Source organism: Rhizobium sp. BK060, from assembly GCF_014193145.1.
GTDB lineage: Bacteria > Pseudomonadota > Alphaproteobacteria > Rhizobiales > Rhizobiaceae > Rhizobium.
The window spans coordinates 111,200-126,545 of the sequence record NZ_JACHYW010000001.1 but is presented as its reverse complement, the minus strand read 5'-3'; the positions used below and the strand labels follow the sequence as shown (position 1 = coordinate 126,545).

General features: G+C 63.0%; 17 protein-coding genes and 1 pseudogene. 1 reads left to right on the top strand and 17 read right to left on the bottom strand.

What is annotated here, in order from left to right; all coding sequences use genetic code 11:
* Nucleotides 1-303: 303 nt before the first annotated feature.
* The 10 genes and pseudogenes from FHT71_RS00520 to FHT71_RS00475 form a co-directional block, all read right to left on the bottom strand.
* Nucleotides 304-777: pseudogene (locus FHT71_RS00520) on the bottom strand (gluconokinase, GntK/IdnK-type); the annotation flags it as partial.
* Nucleotides 746-1,501: an SDR family oxidoreductase gene (locus FHT71_RS00515; protein WP_183718662.1), complete on the bottom strand. Its 756-nt coding sequence runs from the start codon at nt 1,499-1,501 to the stop codon at nt 746-748. The pseudogene FHT71_RS00520 and the gene FHT71_RS00515, both read right to left, overlap by 32 nt.
* A gap of 10 nt (nt 1,502-1,511) precedes the next feature.
* Nucleotides 1,512-2,543 carry an L-idonate 5-dehydrogenase gene (locus tag FHT71_RS00510; RefSeq protein WP_132588183.1) on the bottom strand — a complete coding sequence of 344 codons (1,032 nt, stop codon included), beginning with the start codon at nt 2,541-2,543 and terminating at the stop codon, nt 1,512-1,514.
* 8 nt (nt 2,544-2,551) lie between these two features.
* Nucleotides 2,552-3,499 carry a 2-hydroxyacid dehydrogenase gene (locus FHT71_RS00505; protein WP_183718660.1) on the bottom strand — a complete coding sequence of 316 codons (948 nt, stop codon included), beginning with the start codon at nt 3,497-3,499 and terminating at the stop codon, nt 2,552-2,554.
* A 33-nt stretch (nt 3,500-3,532) separates the two neighbouring features.
* Complete coding sequence (locus FHT71_RS00500) at nt 3,533-4,207, bottom strand: 4-carboxy-4-hydroxy-2-oxoadipate aldolase/oxaloacetate decarboxylase (protein ID WP_132588185.1); 675 nt, start codon at nt 4,205-4,207, stop codon at nt 3,533-3,535.
* Between the two features lie 98 nt (nt 4,208-4,305).
* Entirely contained in the window at nt 4,306-5,055 is a 750-nt protein-coding gene (locus tag FHT71_RS00495; RefSeq protein WP_245505405.1) for an ABC transporter substrate-binding protein, read from the bottom strand.
* Nucleotides 5,056-5,166: 111 nt separating this feature from the next.
* Entirely contained in the window at nt 5,167-5,934 is a 768-nt protein-coding gene (locus FHT71_RS00490; protein WP_132588187.1) for an amino acid ABC transporter ATP-binding protein, read from the bottom strand.
* Entirely contained in the window at nt 5,931-6,692 is a 762-nt protein-coding gene (locus tag FHT71_RS00485; protein ID WP_132588188.1) for an amino acid ABC transporter permease, read from the bottom strand. The genes FHT71_RS00490 and FHT71_RS00485 overlap by 4 nt, the downstream gene beginning before the upstream one ends.
* Nucleotides 6,689-7,396, bottom strand: coding sequence for an amino acid ABC transporter permease (locus tag FHT71_RS00480; RefSeq protein ID WP_132588189.1), 708 nt, complete (start codon nt 7,394-7,396; stop codon nt 6,689-6,691). The genes FHT71_RS00485 and FHT71_RS00480 overlap by 4 nt, the downstream gene beginning before the upstream one ends.
* Nucleotides 7,393-8,151: an SDR family oxidoreductase gene (locus FHT71_RS00475; protein WP_007795100.1), complete on the bottom strand. Its 759-nt coding sequence runs from the start codon at nt 8,149-8,151 to the stop codon at nt 7,393-7,395. Before FHT71_RS00475 ends, FHT71_RS00480 begins: the two co-directional genes overlap by 4 nt.
* Nucleotides 8,152-8,300: 149 nt before the next feature.
* Here FHT71_RS00475 and nac point away from each other — a divergent pair, with 149 nt between their 5' ends.
* Nucleotides 8,301-9,212: a nitrogen assimilation transcriptional regulator NAC gene (nac, locus tag FHT71_RS00470; RefSeq protein ID WP_183718658.1), complete on the top strand. Its 912-nt coding sequence runs from the start codon at nt 8,301-8,303 to the stop codon at nt 9,210-9,212.
* On the opposite strand, the gene FHT71_RS00465 is transcribed toward nac, so the two are convergent.
* From FHT71_RS00465 to FHT71_RS00435, 7 genes are read right to left on the bottom strand one after another with little or no spacing between them, the layout of a single operon-like run.
* A complete protein-coding gene (locus tag FHT71_RS00465) occupies nt 9,209-10,411 on the bottom strand; it encodes a pyridoxal phosphate-dependent aminotransferase (RefSeq protein ID WP_183718656.1) in 1,203 nt (400 codons plus the stop codon). The two genes, nac and FHT71_RS00465, sit on opposite strands and share 4 nt — an antisense overlap.
* 47 nt (nt 10,412-10,458) lie before the next feature.
* Nucleotides 10,459-11,223 carry a 5-oxoprolinase subunit PxpA gene (locus FHT71_RS00460; protein ID WP_183718654.1) on the bottom strand — a complete coding sequence of 255 codons (765 nt, stop codon included), beginning with the start codon at nt 11,221-11,223 and terminating at the stop codon, nt 10,459-10,461.
* A gap of 10 nt (nt 11,224-11,233) precedes the next feature.
* Nucleotides 11,234-12,226, bottom strand: coding sequence for a biotin-dependent carboxyltransferase family protein (locus tag FHT71_RS00455; RefSeq protein ID WP_132588193.1), 993 nt, complete (start codon nt 12,224-12,226; stop codon nt 11,234-11,236).
* A complete protein-coding gene (gene pxpB / locus FHT71_RS00450) occupies nt 12,223-12,933 on the bottom strand; it encodes a 5-oxoprolinase subunit PxpB (protein ID WP_132588194.1) in 711 nt (236 codons plus the stop codon). Before pxpB ends, FHT71_RS00455 begins: the two co-directional genes overlap by 4 nt.
* Complete coding sequence (locus FHT71_RS00445; RefSeq protein ID WP_132588195.1) at nt 12,930-13,397, bottom strand: acetyl-CoA carboxylase biotin carboxyl carrier protein subunit; 468 nt, start codon at nt 13,395-13,397, stop codon at nt 12,930-12,932. The genes pxpB and FHT71_RS00445 overlap by 4 nt, the downstream gene beginning before the upstream one ends.
* Nucleotides 13,384-14,781 carry an acetyl-CoA carboxylase biotin carboxylase subunit gene (locus tag FHT71_RS00440; RefSeq protein ID WP_183718652.1) on the bottom strand — a complete coding sequence of 466 codons (1,398 nt, stop codon included), beginning with the start codon at nt 14,779-14,781 and terminating at the stop codon, nt 13,384-13,386. The genes FHT71_RS00445 and FHT71_RS00440 overlap by 14 nt, the downstream gene beginning before the upstream one ends.
* On the bottom strand, nt 14,781-15,200 hold the full coding sequence (locus FHT71_RS00435; RefSeq protein ID WP_183718650.1) for an acetyl-CoA carboxylase biotin carboxyl carrier protein subunit: 420 nt from the start codon (nt 15,198-15,200) through the stop codon (nt 14,781-14,783). Before FHT71_RS00435 ends, FHT71_RS00440 begins: the two co-directional genes overlap by 1 nt.
* Between the last annotated feature and the right edge of the window lie 146 nt (nt 15,201-15,346).

The following is a 15,346-nucleotide window of genomic DNA, read 5'->3' as shown; positions in this document are numbered from 1 at the left end:
CATGCAGCTTATAGATGCGAAGCTAGGCCGAGTATGGTTAACGAGTCATTGGCGTGTAGGAAATCTGATGATGCCTCACAACTATAACGTGGAAACCTCCCATGCAGAGGGTCAAGTGCATTCCCGGTTCGGTATAGAACGAATGTTGCCGCCCCAGGCTTCCCGCCACCGCAAGGCGAACGCAAGGCCGCCGCGGCTCCAAACTTTCTCGAGCCAATATGGACAACGGAAACTGGGTGTCTCGCCCCTTAGAGTTCTGCTGTCCAGAGCGCCGTCGCCATGTAGCCTATGCCCATCGAGGGCAACAACCGTTTCGATCGCATTGTCGATGCCGACGGTGATTGCGAGTTTTCGTCCGCCTCGGGCGGTTCGAGAGCTGCGAACTGACTGAAGTGGCCGGAGCGGGCGCCCATGCGGGTGGCGATCAGCTCTTGTCTGCCGGCGAGGTGGATGAAGATGACAGGTCCATGCGCTTGCGCGCATATATGGTCACGGTAGCGACGCTTTAACACCGAACAGCCGACGATGAGGATACCGTCCGGTGCGGCGAACCTTTGGCCAACGAGGACCATGGCTCACGGTCCTCGTCCGTCAGCGGCTCGCCCGGCTCATTTTGGCGAAGTTTTCGGACGGATGCAGATCGTCGCCCTCAAGGTAGGTGGCGCTCAGGCGAGCGGCAAGCGCCACGCCCACGGCGGATTTTCCCGAGCCCGCGACGCCCATGACCACAATGCGCCGGAACGCCTCAGAGCGAGGCTGTGATGCCGCCGTCGACATAAAGCACATGTCCGTTCACGAAGGAGGAGGCGTCGCAGGAGAGGAAGATGCAGGCGCCGACCAGTTCCTCTATCTTGCCCCAGCGGCCGGCCGGCGTGCGCTTTTCCAGCCAGGCCGAGAAGGTCGGATCGGCGACGAGAGCGGCGTTCAGCGGCGTGTCGAAATAGCCGGGGGCGATCGCATTGCATTGCAGACCGTATTTTGCCCAGTCAGTCGCCATGCCCTTGGTCAAATTGCCGACGGCACCCTTCGTCGCCGTATAGGGCGCGATGCCGGGGCGGGCAAGCGCGGTTTGGACGCTGGCGATATTGATGATCTTGCCGGCGCCGCGTTTGATCATGTGGCGCGCGACGGCTTGGCCGACATTGAAAACCGTGGAGATGTTGGTCTTCAGCAACCGTTCGAAGGCGTCGGCTGGAAAATCTTCCAGCGGCGTGCGGTGCTGCATGCCGGCATTGTTGACGAGGATGTCGATGGCGCCGACCTCCGCCTCGAAGCCATCGACGGCCCTGCGCACGGCCTCATGATCCGTGGCGTCGAAGGCGAGCGTGTGCTTCACGCCGAGGCTTTCGGCCGCCGCCGTCAGCTTCGCCTCGTCGCGGCCGTTGAGGATGATCTCTGCGCCAGCCTCCCCAAGACCTTTTGCCAGTGCATAGCCGATGCCCTGCGAGGAGCCGGTGACGAGAGCCCGCCTGCCCGTCAAGTCGAAGAGTTGAATGCTCATGTGCCCTTCCTTAAGCGAATGCGATTTGCGTCTTCATCGACTGCCCCTTGTCCGAGGCAATCTCGAAGGCCTTCAAGGCATCGGAAAGCGACAGGGTATGGGTGATCAGCGGTTTGACGTCAATCAGACCGGCCTGCATCAGCCTGACGGCGACCGAAAATTCCTCATGGAAGCGGAAGGAGCCGCGCAGGTCCAGTTCCTTCGCCGTGATTGCCATCATCGGAAGGCTCATTTCACCGCCGAGGCCGAGTTGGACGATCACGCCGCGTGGGCGCAGAGCCTGGATGCCGGCGACCAGGGCCGGCGCGGCGCCGGAGCATTCGTAAAGGACATCGAAATAACCCTTGTTTTGACTGTAGCCGGCAAGGCCCTCCCGGTCTTCCGACAGGTTGACCGTGCGGTCCGCGCCGACCTTGCGGGCAAAATCGAGCGCTCGTCCCGACAAGTCGGCCGCGACGATCTCGCCGGCGCCCGCCCGGCGGGCAGCGAGGATCGACAACGTACCGATCGGTCCGCAGCCGGTGACGAGCACGCGCTTGCCAAGCATCTCGCCTGCGCGGCGTGTGGCGTGCAGCGTCACGGAGAGCGGCTCGGCCATCGCCGCCTCCCCGGCGCTAAGGCCGTGCGCCTTCACACACTGACTGGCCTTGGCAACGAGCCGTTCACGGAAGGCACCCTGGATATGCGGGAATGGCATGGCCGAGCCATAGAAGCGCATATTGAAGCAATGGTTCGCAAGACCCTTCAGACAATACTCGCACGTGCCGCAGGGGCGCGACGGCGAGACGGCAACGAGGTCGCCGATGGCAAGATCGGAAACGCCTTCACCCACGGCAGCGACATGGCCGGCAACCTCATGGCCAAGGATCATCGGCTCCTTCAGGCGCACCGTGCCGAAGCCGCCATGGTTGTAGTAGTGCAGGTCCGAGCCGCAGATTCCGCCGGCGGCAAGGCGGACCTCCACCTCGCCGAGACCGGGATTTTCTGGCTCCCGGTCCTCGATGCGGAGGTCTTTGGCCGCATGGATGACGATCGTTTTCATCGTGGCCCTCACAGAACCGGGGTTGGTAGCGGCCGACCCTGGAAATGGGCCGACAGGTTGTCGAAGACCAGTGCCCCCATCGCCCTGCGGGTCTCAACCGTGCCGGAGGCCATATGTGGCTGTAACAGCACGCTGTCGAGCGCGAGGAAGCGCGGGTTCAGGTTCGGCTCGCCGTCGAAGACGTCGAGCGCGGCCGAACCCAGCGTCTTCTTTTCGAGTGCATCGAGCAGCGCCTCTTCGTCGATGTTAGAGGCGCGCGAGATATTGATCAACATCCCCTGGTCCCCAAGCGCCTCGATCACCTTGCGGCCGACGATGTGGCGCGTCTCGGCGCAGGCGGCGAGCGTGACGAAGAGGAAATCGGAGCGGGCGGCAAGTTCCACCGGATCGGCGATGAAGGTCCAGTCCTTTGCGTAGTCCTTCGGGCTGGTATCGCTGTAGGCGATGTCCATCTCGAAACCAGCGAGACGTTTTGCCACCTCGAAGCCGATGCGGCCAAGGCCGAGGATACCAACGCGTTTGCCGTGCACGCGGGTCTTCAGTGGATAAAGGCCCTTCCTCGCCCAGTCGCCGCTCTTGACCCAACTTTCGCCGCCGACCATGCCGCGTGCCTGTGCAAGCAACATGGCGACGCCGAGATCGGCGACGTCCTTGGTGAGCACATCTGGCGTGTTTGTGACGCGGATGTTGCGTTCGCGCGCCGCTGCAAGGTCCACCGCGTCGAAGCCGACGCCGTAGACCGAGATGATCTCCAGCTTCGGCAGCGCCTCGATCATGGCGCGGTTGGCTCCAAGCTCGCCGCGCGTGGCAATGCCACGGATGCCGGTGCCGTGCGCGGCAAGGAACGCTGCCTTGTCCGGAACTTCGAAATAGCGGTGCATGGTGAAGGTCGCATTCAACCGTTCCTCGTCCCATGCGGGATAAGGGCCGACCTGCAACAGCTCGATTTTGCTCATGATATGTCCTTTGACAGTCCCCGAGGTTCGCGGCTACGCCTCGACGATAAGGCCCTTTGCCTTCAGCACCGGCTCCAGCTTGCTGACTTCGATGACCGATTTGCCTGCCTTGTAGGCGGCGATGTATTCTGCCTCGGCTTCTTCGCGCGCCTGGGAAAGCCGGGCCACTTCGAGTGCCTCCTCCTGCCGGACGACGACCAGTCCGTCGGCATCGCCCACGATGATGTCGCCGGGATGGATGAGCTCTCCGCCAACGACGATAGGATCGTTGGTGGACGCCAGGGTCTCCTTGACGGTCCCCTTGATGCAGACGCTGAGCGAAAAGACCGGAAAGCCGAGCTCGCGCAGTTGGAGCGTGTCGCGCACGCCACTGTCGGTCACCAGCCCGCCGATGCCCTTTGCAAGGCAGGCATTGGCGAGCACGTCCCCGAAGGAGCCCGCCTCCTCATATTCACCCGCCGAGACGACGATGATATCCCCGGGCTGTGCATAATTGATCGCGAGTTGAAGCATGATGTTGTCGCGCGGCGCGCAGCGCACGGTGAACGCTGGGCCGCATAGCTTCATACGATAGTCGACCGGCTTGATGCGCGAGGAGAGCGCCCCGCGGCGCCCCTGCGCCTCGTGAATGGTTGCCGGCGAGAATTTGGCGAGCGCTTCGATTTCGGCGGTGGACGGGCGGACGGGCATTTTCTTGATATGCGTCATGATTTTTCCCACGGTTGGTAGTAGCGGCGGGCACGGAGCCCGCCGTTGAAGTTGTTCAATCCATTTCGGAAAACGAGCAGCTACGTGGGCCCTTCCCATCAGGGAATCGGGTCGAACTTCAGCTCGGAGAGCGGCGCGACTTTGTCCGTGCGGGTCATCTTGTATTCGGTGTCTGGGCCAAGCCATTTGTCCCAGATCTTGTTGATCTCGCCGCTGTCATCAAGCTTGTGGAGCACCTCGTTGATCTTGGCCGTCAGCGCCGGCTGGTCCTTTGCCATGCCGATGCCGATCGGCTGGAACAGCATGGGTTCGGGGATCATGCGCATCGCCTTGCCCTTGGTCTTCGACTCATTGACCAGCTTGGTTGTCGTCATGGTGTTGGCGACCATGCCGCGCGCCTTGCCCTGCTGGGCGGCGAGATAGGCCGAGGCGGTATCCTGGAACGTCAGCGGTTCGGACTTGTTGAGCTTGATGGACATTTCCGAGGTCGAGCCCTTGGTGGATGCGATGCGCTGCCCGACATAGTCGGACTTCGATTTGCCGGGGTCATCTGCCGGAACGATCAGCATTTCCTTGGCGAGGTAATAGGGATCGCTGAACTGGATCTGCTCGGCGCGGCTCTTGGTATAGGCGAGATTGGCCACGGTGATATCGACGCGACCCAGCTTGACTTCCGGAACGCGGGCTTCGACCGAAACTGGCTTGATCTCGGCCTTCACACCAAGTTCGCGGGCAATCGCGCCGCACAGATCGACGTCGAAGCCTGCCATTTCGCGCGTTTTCGCATCTGGTGAAGCGAATGGCGGCACGTCCGCGAAGGTCGCGCAACGCAGCGTCTTGTTCGTCATGATGTCGTTGAGCTGGTCGGCCTTGACCGGGCCGGCGAGCGCTGCCGCCGCGACTGTTGCCGAGACGATGAGATGCCTGCACTTCATAACTGTTCTCCTTTGTGGTTGGTATTAGTGGCGCAGGTCTGCGAGGAACCGCTGCGCGCGGGGATGCTTCGGGCTTTTGAAAAATTCCTCTGGGGTGGCCGTCTCGATGATCTGGCCGCCGTCGATGAACCAGATGCGGTCAGCGACATCGCGGGCAAAACCCATTTCGTGCGTGACGCACATCATGGTCATGCCTTCGGCCGCCAGCGACTTCATCACACTCAGAACCTCGCCAACCATTTCCGGGTCGAGCGCGCTGGTCGGCTCGTCGAAGAGCATGACGGGTGGTTCCATCGCGAGCGCGCGGGCAATCGCTACACGCTGCTGCTGGCCGCCGGAGAGTTGTGCCGGATAGGAGTCCGCCTTTTCGCGAAGGCCGACGCGCTCGAGGAGCTTTAGCGCCTTTTCATGCGCCTGCGCGGGCGCTATGCCCTTCACGCGGATCGGCGACATGGCGATGTTGTCGACCGCAGAAAGATGCGGGAAGAGGTTGAAGCTCTGGAAGACAAAACCGATGCGGCTGCGCAGGCGGTTCAGCTCCCGGCCGCTCATCGGCGCGTGGATGTCCTGCCCCTCGAAGAAGATCGAGCCGCTGTTGATCTCCTCCAGCCGGTTCACTGTGCGGATCAGCGTTGACTTGCCCGAACCCGACGGGCCGCAGATGACGACCACTTCGCCGCGCGAAACCGCAGCGTCGATCCCTTTCAGTACGTCATAGTCGCCGTAGCTCTTGCGGACATCGGCAAGCCGGATCGTCTGATCCTTCCCGGATGTGGATAGTGAAGCGGTCATGGCTGCTCCGTCGCATTGGGTGTCAGGGAAATCGCAAGTTGGCCACGGCGCTTGGGGGCAAGTCCCGCGCGCCGGCGCGTGATCCGCCGCTCGATGACATTGGTGAGCGAGGTGAGCGACCAACAGATCAGGTAGTAGGTCAACGCGAGGATGAGGAAGACCTGGAAGGGCTGCGTGAGGAGCTGGTTGTTGACCTGGCTGGCAGCGAAGGTGAGGTCCGGCACATTGATGACGTAGCCGAGTGTCGTGTCCTTGATCGTCGCCACGAAGGTCGACAGCATGCTCGGGATCATGTTGTAGAGCGCCTGGGGCAGGATGACGTAGCGCATCGCGCCGAAGTAGCTGTGGCCGAGGGCGCGGGCCGCATCCATCTGGCCCTGCCCGAGAGCGAGGATGCCGGCGCGGATGATTTCGCTGAGGAACGCGCCCTGGTAGACAACGAGGGTGGCCAACATGGTGAAGAAGCTCGGCACGTCGGCGCCCGTCAGCAGCGGCACGAGAAAATAGCTCCACAGCACCAGCATCAATAGAGGCACGCCGCGTGTCACATAGACCAGTATCGTCACCGGCAAACGCAGCGTCCGATACGTCGAAAGGCGCGCGAAGGCGAGCAGGATGGCGAACGGAAAGGCGATTGCGATGCTCAAGGCCGAGAGGATCAGTGTATTGGCAAGGCCGCCGAGTGGTCCGTTCGGATATTGCCCAATGAGGAGCAGCAGCCAGTATTCGTCGATGATGGCGATCAGGTCGTGGATCATCGTCTGGCTCCATTCGCAGGATCGGCCCGCCAAGTGACGTAGGCGCCGGCGGTCATGATCATCAGGGAGAAGAAGAGGTAGAGGAGCGTGCCGATCAGGTAGATCTCGAAGGTACGGAAGCTGAGATTTTCGATCTCCTTGATGGCATGACTGAGTTCCGGGGCCCCGATCACGATGGCAAGGCTGCTGTTCTTGAAGAGCGAAACGCTGTGGTTGACGAGGGCTGGCAGCGCGTTGCGCACACCCTGCGGGATCAGCACGAAGCGCATGGCCGAGACGTAACCGTGGCCGAGGGCGCGCGCCGCTTCCATCTGGCCCGGATTGACCGAGCGCAGGCCCGAACGCAGGTCCTCGCTGAAATAGGCGGCCTGGCAGAGGCCGAGTCCGATGATCGCGAAGATCACCTCCGCCGAATGGGCCGAAAGCCAGTCGGACAGTCCTGAAGGCAAGATCGTGTAGATGCCGAAATACCAGAGCATCAATTGCACAAGCGTCGGCACGTTGCGGTGATAGGAAACGTAGGCGGCCACGACGGAATTGCCGATGCGGCCTGGCGCAAAACGGATGGCGAGCAGCAGCAGCGCAAGGCTCATCGCCAGCAGCCAGGATGAGATGGCGATGACGAAGGTCATCTCAATGCCATGCGCGAGCATGGCAACATATTCCGGATTGGCGAGGATGTCGGCGAGATCGAAGCCCTTCACGGCTGCGGCTCCTTGGCCTGTGGGCGCGCCGTCTGCAGGCCGCCCATCACCTGGAGCGTCGGCGTGATTTCCATGTGACCGATGTTGACGGCAATGGGCGCTGCAATCGCGAAGGCGATGGCGTCAGCAATGTCAGAGGCCTGCGGTAGCTCGAAACCGTCGATGAAGCGTTCCCGTACCGACGGATCATTGCCGTGCACGTGGCTGAAGATGTCGGTTGCAACACGGCCGGGGCAGATCTCCGTTACTCGAACCCGCTTGCCGAACGTATCGATCCGCAACTGGTTCGACAGCATGCTGACGCCGGCCTTGGTCGCGTGATAAGTGGAGTTGCCGCCGAAATTGTAGATGCCGGCAATCGACGAAATGTTGATGACATGGCCGCGGTCGCGCGCAGCCATGCCCGGGACGATCAACCGGCACAGATGGAGGACCGCACGCAGGTTGACGTCGACCAGGAGGTCGATGTCGCCATCCTCCGCTTCGAGGAACTTCTTCGGCCGATCGACGCCGGCATTGTTTACCAGGATGTCGAAGTCCACTTCGCCGGCGAGTTTGGCGAGCGCGGCGCGATCGGTGACGTCGATGGCGTGGGGAATGCAGCCAGTGCGCTCGGCCAGGTCCTGGAGCGCCTTTGCGCTGCGGGCCACTGCATGCACTTCGAGGTTCTCGCGCCGGAGCCGTTCAACGACCGCGGCACCGATCCCCGAGGATGCTCCGGTCACGAGTGCCGTTTTGTAATCGGAAAATGACATTGGAGTTCCCCTGTTGCTGGAAAAGAGAGTAGCGAAGCTTTCCGGCTCTGGATAAGACCGTTTGAATCTGGATGGATAAGCAAGGCTTATGGGCTTGCCGCCGCCTCTTCGGCCTGTAACATGCGAGGCCAAACAAGACAGGCTCGCATATGGATACCAGGCGTCTCAAGTCCTTCATCGTCATCGTCGACACCGGCAGCATTACGCGTGCCGCCGACGTTTTGCACATCGCCCAGCCCGCACTCAGCCAGCAGCTTGCCGCGCTGGAGGAGCACTTTGGACAGAAGCTCCTGATCCGCAGTCAGCAGGGCGTCTCCATGACGGAGCCCGGCAAGGCCGTCTACCGCCATGCTCAGATCGTCCTGCGTCAGATGGAGCAGGCGCAAGCCGACGTGAAGGCTGCCGGCTCGACGCTCGTCGGGCGCGTCTCGGTCGGCCTCGTGCCCTTTTCGAGCGCGGCGACGCTCTCCGTCGATCTCCTTACTGAAACGCGCAAACGCCATCCCGGCATCCTGCTGCACCTCACCGAAAGCGTCGGGCAGACCTACAGCCAGATGATCATGAACGGTCGGCTGGAAATGGCGTTGATCCACGGCACGGGGCCGATCAAGGGTGTGCGCTTCGAGCCCGTTTTCGTCGAGGAGTTCCGTCTCGTCGCCCACCGCGATTTCCGCATCGAGCCAGGCGAGGCGCCGCTGCCGGTGAGCGCGCTCAACGACCTGCCGCTTCTCCTGCCGCCGCCTTACAATTTTGTGCGCCGCGCCATCGATCTCGCCTTCACTCGCGCCCGCGTCTCCCTCAACGTCGTGGCGGAAGTGGAAGTTGTCCGCACATTGGCGCGGGCGGTTTCAGGCGGCGTCGGCGCGACCATCATGCCACGCGCCATCGTCGAGCGGATCATCGCGGAATCTTCCGAACCGCTTGTCTCGCGCATGATCGCGCCGAAGATTGAGGAAGCACTGTCGCTGTGCGTTTCCGACCAGAGCGAGCTGTCGGAGCCTGCGCTTGCCGTGCGGTCGATCCTCATGGACCTTACCGCACGCCTCAAGGGGCAAGGTTAGCGCAGGCCAGAGCAGAATTCGGCGATGCGTCCGCAGGCCTCGTCCAGCTGTTGCATGCTCGTGGCATAGGAAATACGGAAGAAAGGGCTCATGCCATAGGCTGCGCCCTGCACGGTCGTCACGTGATGCTCGTCGAGCAGCGCCAGCACGAAATCGGTGTCTGTCTCGATCTTTCGCCCGCCGCTGCTCGTGCGGCCGATGAGTTCGGCGATGTTCGGGAAGACGTAGAACGCCCCTTCGGGCTTGTGGCAGCGGATGCCCTCGATCTCGCCAAGCCGGGCGACGACGAAGTCGCGCCTCTCCCGGTAGATCGCCGCCCGTTCCCTGAGCAGGTCCTGTGGACCGTCAAGCACAGCTGCGACAGCGGCCTGGGTGATGGTCGACGTACCGCCACTGTTTTGGCCGTTGACATTGCTGATCGCCTTTATGAGGTCCTTTGGCCCGCCACAGAAGCCGAGCCGCCAGCCGGTCATAGCATAGGCCTTTGAGGCGCCGTTGACCGTCAGTACGCGATCCTTGAGACGTGGTTCGACCTCTGCAATGGTGCAGAATTCGAAACCGTCATAGATGAGGTGCTCGTACATGTCGTCGGTCATGATCCAGACATGTGGGTGCTTGAGCATTACCTCTGCGATGGCCTTCATCTCCGCCCGCGAGCAGGCAGCGCCCGTCGGGTTGTTCGGGAAGTTGAGGAACAGCCATTTTGTGCGCGGGGTAATCGCCGCATCGAGATCGTCGGCACGCAGCTTGAACCCGTTCTGTTGTGGGCAATCGACCGGCACTGGTATGCCGCCGGCTAACTTCACGATATCCGCATAGCTGATCCAGGAGGGCGATGGGATAACGACCTCGTCGCCCGGGTTGCAGGTGGCCATCACGGCATTGAAGATGATCTGCTTGCCGCCGCCGGCAACGACGATCTCAAAGGGATCGTAATCAAGATTGTTGTCCCGCTTGAACTTGCGGGCGATGGCTTGGCGAAGCGCCGGCGTGCCGTCGAGCGGCGGATATTTCGTATCTCCGGCAAGGGCCGCCGCATGGGCCGCTTCGATGGCATTGGCTGGCGTTGCGAAATCGGGTTCGCCGGAGGAAAGGCTGATGACCTTGATACCTTTTGCCGCAAGGTCGCGGGCGCGCTGCGTCATGGCGGCGGAGGCGGAAACGGAAACGTTCTTCAGACGGTCGGCAATGGCGGGCATGATCGTTGCTTTCGATGAAACGGATGAGGGATTGGCGATGGCATTCATCACAGGAGCTTGGAAACAGGCGTCACCGCACCGCCGGCCGCCTCGATCTCGCTGCGGACGGTGCGAGCGAGGTCGAGCGAGCCCGGCGTATCGCTGTGCACGAGGATGGAACGCGCGCGCATGGGAATGACGGCTCCGTCGATGGCGGTGACAGTACCGTCGAGGAGGAATTGCCGCACGCGGGTGCGCACTGCGGCCTCGTCCTTGACAAGTGCGCCCAGTTGGCCGCGCGGCACGAGCTTTCCTTCCGCGTCATAGGCGCGGTCGGCAAGGAAGAGGGTCAGCGTTTTCAGCCCGGCCTCAATCGCGGCGCGCTCGATGATGCTGCCGGCCGTGCCAAAAACGATAAGATCGGGGTCGACCGTACGGATCGCCGCCATCATTGCGGCAGCGAGCACCGGGTCACGGTTGACCATGTTTCCCATCGCAGCGTGGAAGCTGAGATGGGAAACCGTCACACCCTCTGCCTTGGCGATCGCGATCAGCGCGCCGAGCTGGTAGAGCAGCTGCTGGCGCAGCTCGTCAGGGCCGAAGGGGAGTTCGCGGCGGCCGAAACCCTGCCGGTCGGGCAAGCCCGGATGCGCGCCTACATCCACTCCCCTCTCCCGTGCAAGGCGCACCATACGCGCCATCGTTTCGGGATCGCCGGCGTGGAAGCCGCAGGCGATGTTCGCGGAAGTGACGATATCCATCATCGCCTCGTCGTCGCAGAGCCGGTAGGGACCGAAACCCTCGCCCATGTCGGAATTGAGATCCACCTTCATGAAATTCTCCCTATGCCATCGCGCTAAGCGCCTGGCTGACCAGCCGGGCGGTCTGCCTGACGTCCTCGATATAGGCGGCAAGCGCCCCCTCAATGGCCTTCGCTTCCGCATGCGTGGCCGGTACGAAACGCAGCATCGAGCCGATGCGCGCTTGCCCCAGTCGCCAGAGATCGGCCTCGATGACACCCGCGATCTTCGGATAGCCGCCCGCCGTATTGGCGTCGCTCATCTGGACGATCGGCTCACCTGCCGGTGGCACCTGGACGACGCCGGGAACCACGCCGTGCGAGCGCATCTCCACCGTCTCCACCGGATGGATCGGATCGCCGCTTAGCCGATAACCGGTCCGGTCGCTGCGCGCCGAGATCTTCCAGGGCTGGCTCCAGAAGCGCTCAACATCGGCGCCGAAAAGATCATGCTCACCCGCTGGCAGGGCGCGGATCATGAACGAGCCGCCCTCACCGACGGGAAAGGCGTCCTTCAACGCCACCGCCGGAGGAACGACGCCGAATCCGCCCTTTGGAAGACAGGCTCCCGCCGCCGCGCCCGTTGCAACCTTGTCGCCTGTTGCAAGAACCCTGCCGTTAAGACCGCCAAAACCGCCGCGCAGCGACGTGCTCCGCGAGCCCATCACAGGCGCAACATCCATACCACCGGCAAGGCTGAGATAGGCTCTTGCCTCCTTGAGCGGTGGCGACAGTTCCAATACCTGACCGGCCTTGGCTTGCGCAGCCCACCAGGGCGGCAGGTTGATCCCGTCGAGCGTCGCCCGGCAATCCGCGCCGGTGACGGCGAAAGCACTTCGCGCGGCAAAGCGCACGCTGAAAGGAAAGGTCTGTACTTCGATGCCCGCAGCCTCTGGCGCATTGCCGACGAGGATATTGCCGATCAAAAGCGCAAGTGGATCCATCGCGCCGCACGCCGTAACCCCGATATTGCGATAGCCCGGACGGCCAAGGTCCTGGATGGTATTCAGCGGCCCTGTTGCGACGATATCGATCACAATTCGATCCTTTCGGGACGGAAACGCACAGTGTCGCCAGGGGCCATCATGGCCGGCGTGGCCGCGAGAGGGTCGAACATCTGGAGTTCGGCAAAGCCGATGGAATTCCAGCCATTCGGTCCCGTCAGCACCGCAACGCCCGTCTGCATGCCGCCGATCGTCACGCAGCCTCGCGCCATGCTGAGCGAGGGTACGGTCTTGCGCGGCATATGGATGCGCGGATCGAGCCCGTAGAGATAGCCGAAGCCCGGTGCACTGCCGAGGGCGAAGACGCGGTAGGTGCCTTCGTGATGGATACGCACGACCTCGCGGTCGCTGAGGCCGGAAAGGTCGCACAGCGCCGGCAGGTCCGTCGCATGTTCGCCGCCGTAGGTCACGACGATCTCGATGTCCCGGCCGGCTAGGTCGACGCTGCGTGCCCGCTTCCATTCCTCCTGAAGCTGGTGAACAATAATGTCCGGTGTCTCCGGCGTCTCCTTGAGGATCACCAGCAGGTTCGTCATGCCCGGCACGATTTCGGCGACCTCCTCTCGAACTTCGAGGGCGCGGGAGAGCGCCCAGATGCGCCGCTGGTTCGGCAGGTCGAAGGCGCCGGGCGCTTCCATGAGGAAGGCACGCGTGCCGATGAAGGAAATTTTCGCCAGTGCGTCTGTGTCCGGCACGATTGAGGCGGGTGACGCGAACGTGGTCGATTGCGGGAGGTTCATCGGGTGGACTCCGTCGTCAGAATAGCATCGCCGTAGCCGACGAGGTCTCCGGTGCGGGCATGGATTTCGGCGACGACGAACCCTTCGGGCGCGGTGACGGGCAAGAGCAGTGGCCCAACCTCGACGAAGCCGACAATGGCGCCTGCTTCGACCGCCCGACCCTCGCTGGCAAGCGGCGAAGCGTCGGCGCCGCCAGGATGCGTGCTGCGGAAGAAGCCGGCCATCGGCGCCTTGATAGCGCAGCCTTCGGGCAGGGTTGCGCGCACCTCCGGGGCGGTTTCAAGGGCGTGCGCTGAGCGCGCACCGGGACTAAGAACAATCTTCAGCGCCCCGCCATCCTGCGTGAGAATCTCCAGCTCGCGCGCGCCGGAGGCTTCCAGCCACCCGGTGAGCGTGGAGATGAGAGCGGGATCGGAGAGATCGCCGATCGTGTTTCTGCCTGCCGAGCGGTCACGCCTGGACACGGGGTTCCTCCCTCAGCCGTTTTTCGAGATGATGGATATCGACACAGCCCCGGACGAAATCGGCATCGGCGAAGATCCTCTCGTGCAGCGGGAGGTTGGTGGAGATGCCCTCAATGCGAGTTTCCGACAAGGCGACCTGCATGCGCCGGATCGCCGCCGCACGGGTTGGTGCATGGACGATCAGCTTGGCGATCAGGGAATCGTAGTAGGGAGAGACGCGGTATCCGGCTGACACATGCGTATCGACGCGAATTCCCGGTCCGCTCGGGAAGCGCACCGCTGTAATGCGTCCGGGTGCGGCAACGAACGTGGCGGGATCCTCCGCATTGATGCGGCACTCGAAGGCATGGCCGTGCGCCTCGCCGCGGAAGCGGGACGGACTGAGCAGCTCCCCCTGCGCTGTTAGCAACTGCTCGTGCACGAGGTCGACACCAGCCGTCATCTCCGTGACGGGGTGCTCGACTTGCAAGCGGGTGTTCATCTCTATGAAGTAGAATTCACCGTGCTCGTAAAGGAATTCGAACGTGCCGACGCCGCGATAGCCGATCTGCCGGCAGGCCTCCGCACAGCGCTCACCGATCCTCTGCGCCAGTTCCGGCGCAATGGCGGGCGCGGGCGCCTCCTCCACAACCTTCTGGTGCCGCCGTTGGATGGAGCAGTCACGATGACCGACCCAGACGGCATTGCCGTGATTGTCACAGAGCACCTGGAACTCGACATGGCGCGGATGCTCCAGGAATTTCTCCATATAGAGCTCCGGCTTACCGAAAGCGCGGCGCGCCTCTTCGCGGGTGATGGTGATCGCATCGGCGACCTCGGCGCTCTCGCGCACGACGCGCATGCCGCGCCCGCCCCCGCCGCCGGCCGCCTTGACGATGACCGGATAGCCGATCTCTTCTGCGATGGCGCGCACGGCCTCGGCATCCCCCGGCAGCGGCTCACCCGGCCCAGGCACGCAAGGCACGCCGGCTGCCATCATCGCTCGCTTGGCAGCGATCTTGTCGCCCATGATGCGGATCGCCGAAGCGGGCGGGCCTATGAAGACCAGTCCCGCCTTCTCGACCGCCTCGGCAAAGTCGGCATTTTCCGACAAGAACCCATAACCCGGATGGACTGCCTCGGCGCCCGTGACGCGCGCCGCAAGCAGGATGGCGGCCTGGTTGAGATAGCTTCGCGCCGGCGCCGATGGTCCGATCGAGAGCGGGCCGCCCTTTTCGCCCGGGGCACCCGTGGTCCGGTCGGCCTCGGACGCGACGAGGATCGGGCGCAGCCCCAGTTCGAGGCAGGCGCGCCGGATGCGAGCGGCGATTTCGCCGCGATTGGCGATCAATACGGACGTGAAGGAATGGCCGCCTTGCCGGGCGGCGTGAAGGGGCGCGCGCATCAGCCGATCTCCACGAGCGGATCGCCGAAGCTCACTTCCTGCCCGTCTTCGAAGAAAATGCGCTTGACGACCCCGCTGAAGGGCGCTGGAACTGTGGTGAAGACCTTCATGGCTTCGACGATGCAGAGCGCCTGCCCCGCCTCGATGGCATCCCCGGCTGCGACGAGCGGCGCGGCGCCGGGGCTGTTGGACTGGTGCACGACGCCGGACAGTGGCGCGTGAACATAGCTCCGGTCTGGCTGTCCTTCCGGTGCCGCCGGCGCGATCCGCGCACTTTCCCATTGCGTCGCTGGACTGGGTTGAGACGAGGCCGGTGGATTGCGGACAATGATAGTCGTGCCGGCTTCCCTAACCGTCAGCTCCGAGACACCTGAACGCCCGACGAAGTCAAGTAGCGTCTTGATTTTTTGCAGATCCATGCTGTTCCCTAAGGCATCCAGGAGACCCGAGCGCCGCCCGATTGAGCTAAGATCTCTCTGGTTCGAATGGGGAAATCTTACACAGCATCTCGATTGATGGGGGCAGACAAACTTTGAATATGGCTGCTTCCAGCGCGCGGAATCGA

Coding starts and splice junctions, on each gene's coding strand:
- FHT71_RS00515 (WP_183718662.1), bottom strand. CDS start 1,501: ATGAGCATTCAACTCTTCGACTTGACGGGCAGGCGGGCTCTCGTCACC.
- FHT71_RS00510 (WP_132588183.1), bottom strand. CDS start 2,543: ATGAAAACGATCGTCATCCATGCGGCCAAAGACCTCCGCATCGAGGAC.
- FHT71_RS00505 (WP_183718660.1), bottom strand. CDS start 3,499: ATGAGCAAAATCGAGCTGTTGCAGGTCGGCCCTTATCCCGCATGGGAC.
- FHT71_RS00500 (WP_132588185.1), bottom strand. CDS start 4,207: ATGACGCATATCAAGAAAATGCCCGTCCGCCCGTCCACCGCCGAAATC.
- FHT71_RS00495 (WP_245505405.1), bottom strand. CDS start 5,055: ATGACGAACAAGACGCTGCGTTGCGCGACCTTCGCGGACGTGCCGCCA.
- FHT71_RS00490 (WP_132588187.1), bottom strand. CDS start 5,934: ATGACCGCTTCACTATCCACATCCGGGAAGGATCAGACGATCCGGCTT.
- FHT71_RS00485 (WP_132588188.1), bottom strand. CDS start 6,692: ATGATCCACGACCTGATCGCCATCATCGACGAATACTGGCTGCTGCTC.
- FHT71_RS00475 (WP_007795100.1), bottom strand. CDS start 8,151: ATGTCATTTTCCGATTACAAAACGGCACTCGTGACCGGAGCATCCTCG.
- nac (WP_183718658.1), top strand. CDS start 8,301: ATGGATACCAGGCGTCTCAAGTCCTTCATCGTCATCGTCGACACCGGC.
- FHT71_RS00465 (WP_183718656.1), bottom strand. CDS start 10,411: ATGCCCGCCATTGCCGACCGTCTGAAGAACGTTTCCGTTTCCGCCTCC.
- FHT71_RS00460 (WP_183718654.1), bottom strand. CDS start 11,223: ATGAAGGTGGATCTCAATTCCGACATGGGCGAGGGTTTCGGTCCCTAC.
- pxpB (WP_132588194.1), bottom strand. CDS start 12,933: ATGAACCTCCCGCAATCGACCACGTTCGCGTCACCCGCCTCAATCGTG.
- FHT71_RS00440 (WP_183718652.1), bottom strand. CDS start 14,781: ATGCGCGCGCCCCTTCACGCCGCCCGGCAAGGCGGCCATTCCTTCACG.
- FHT71_RS00435 (WP_183718650.1), bottom strand. CDS start 15,200: ATGGATCTGCAAAAAATCAAGACGCTACTTGACTTCGTCGGGCGTTCA.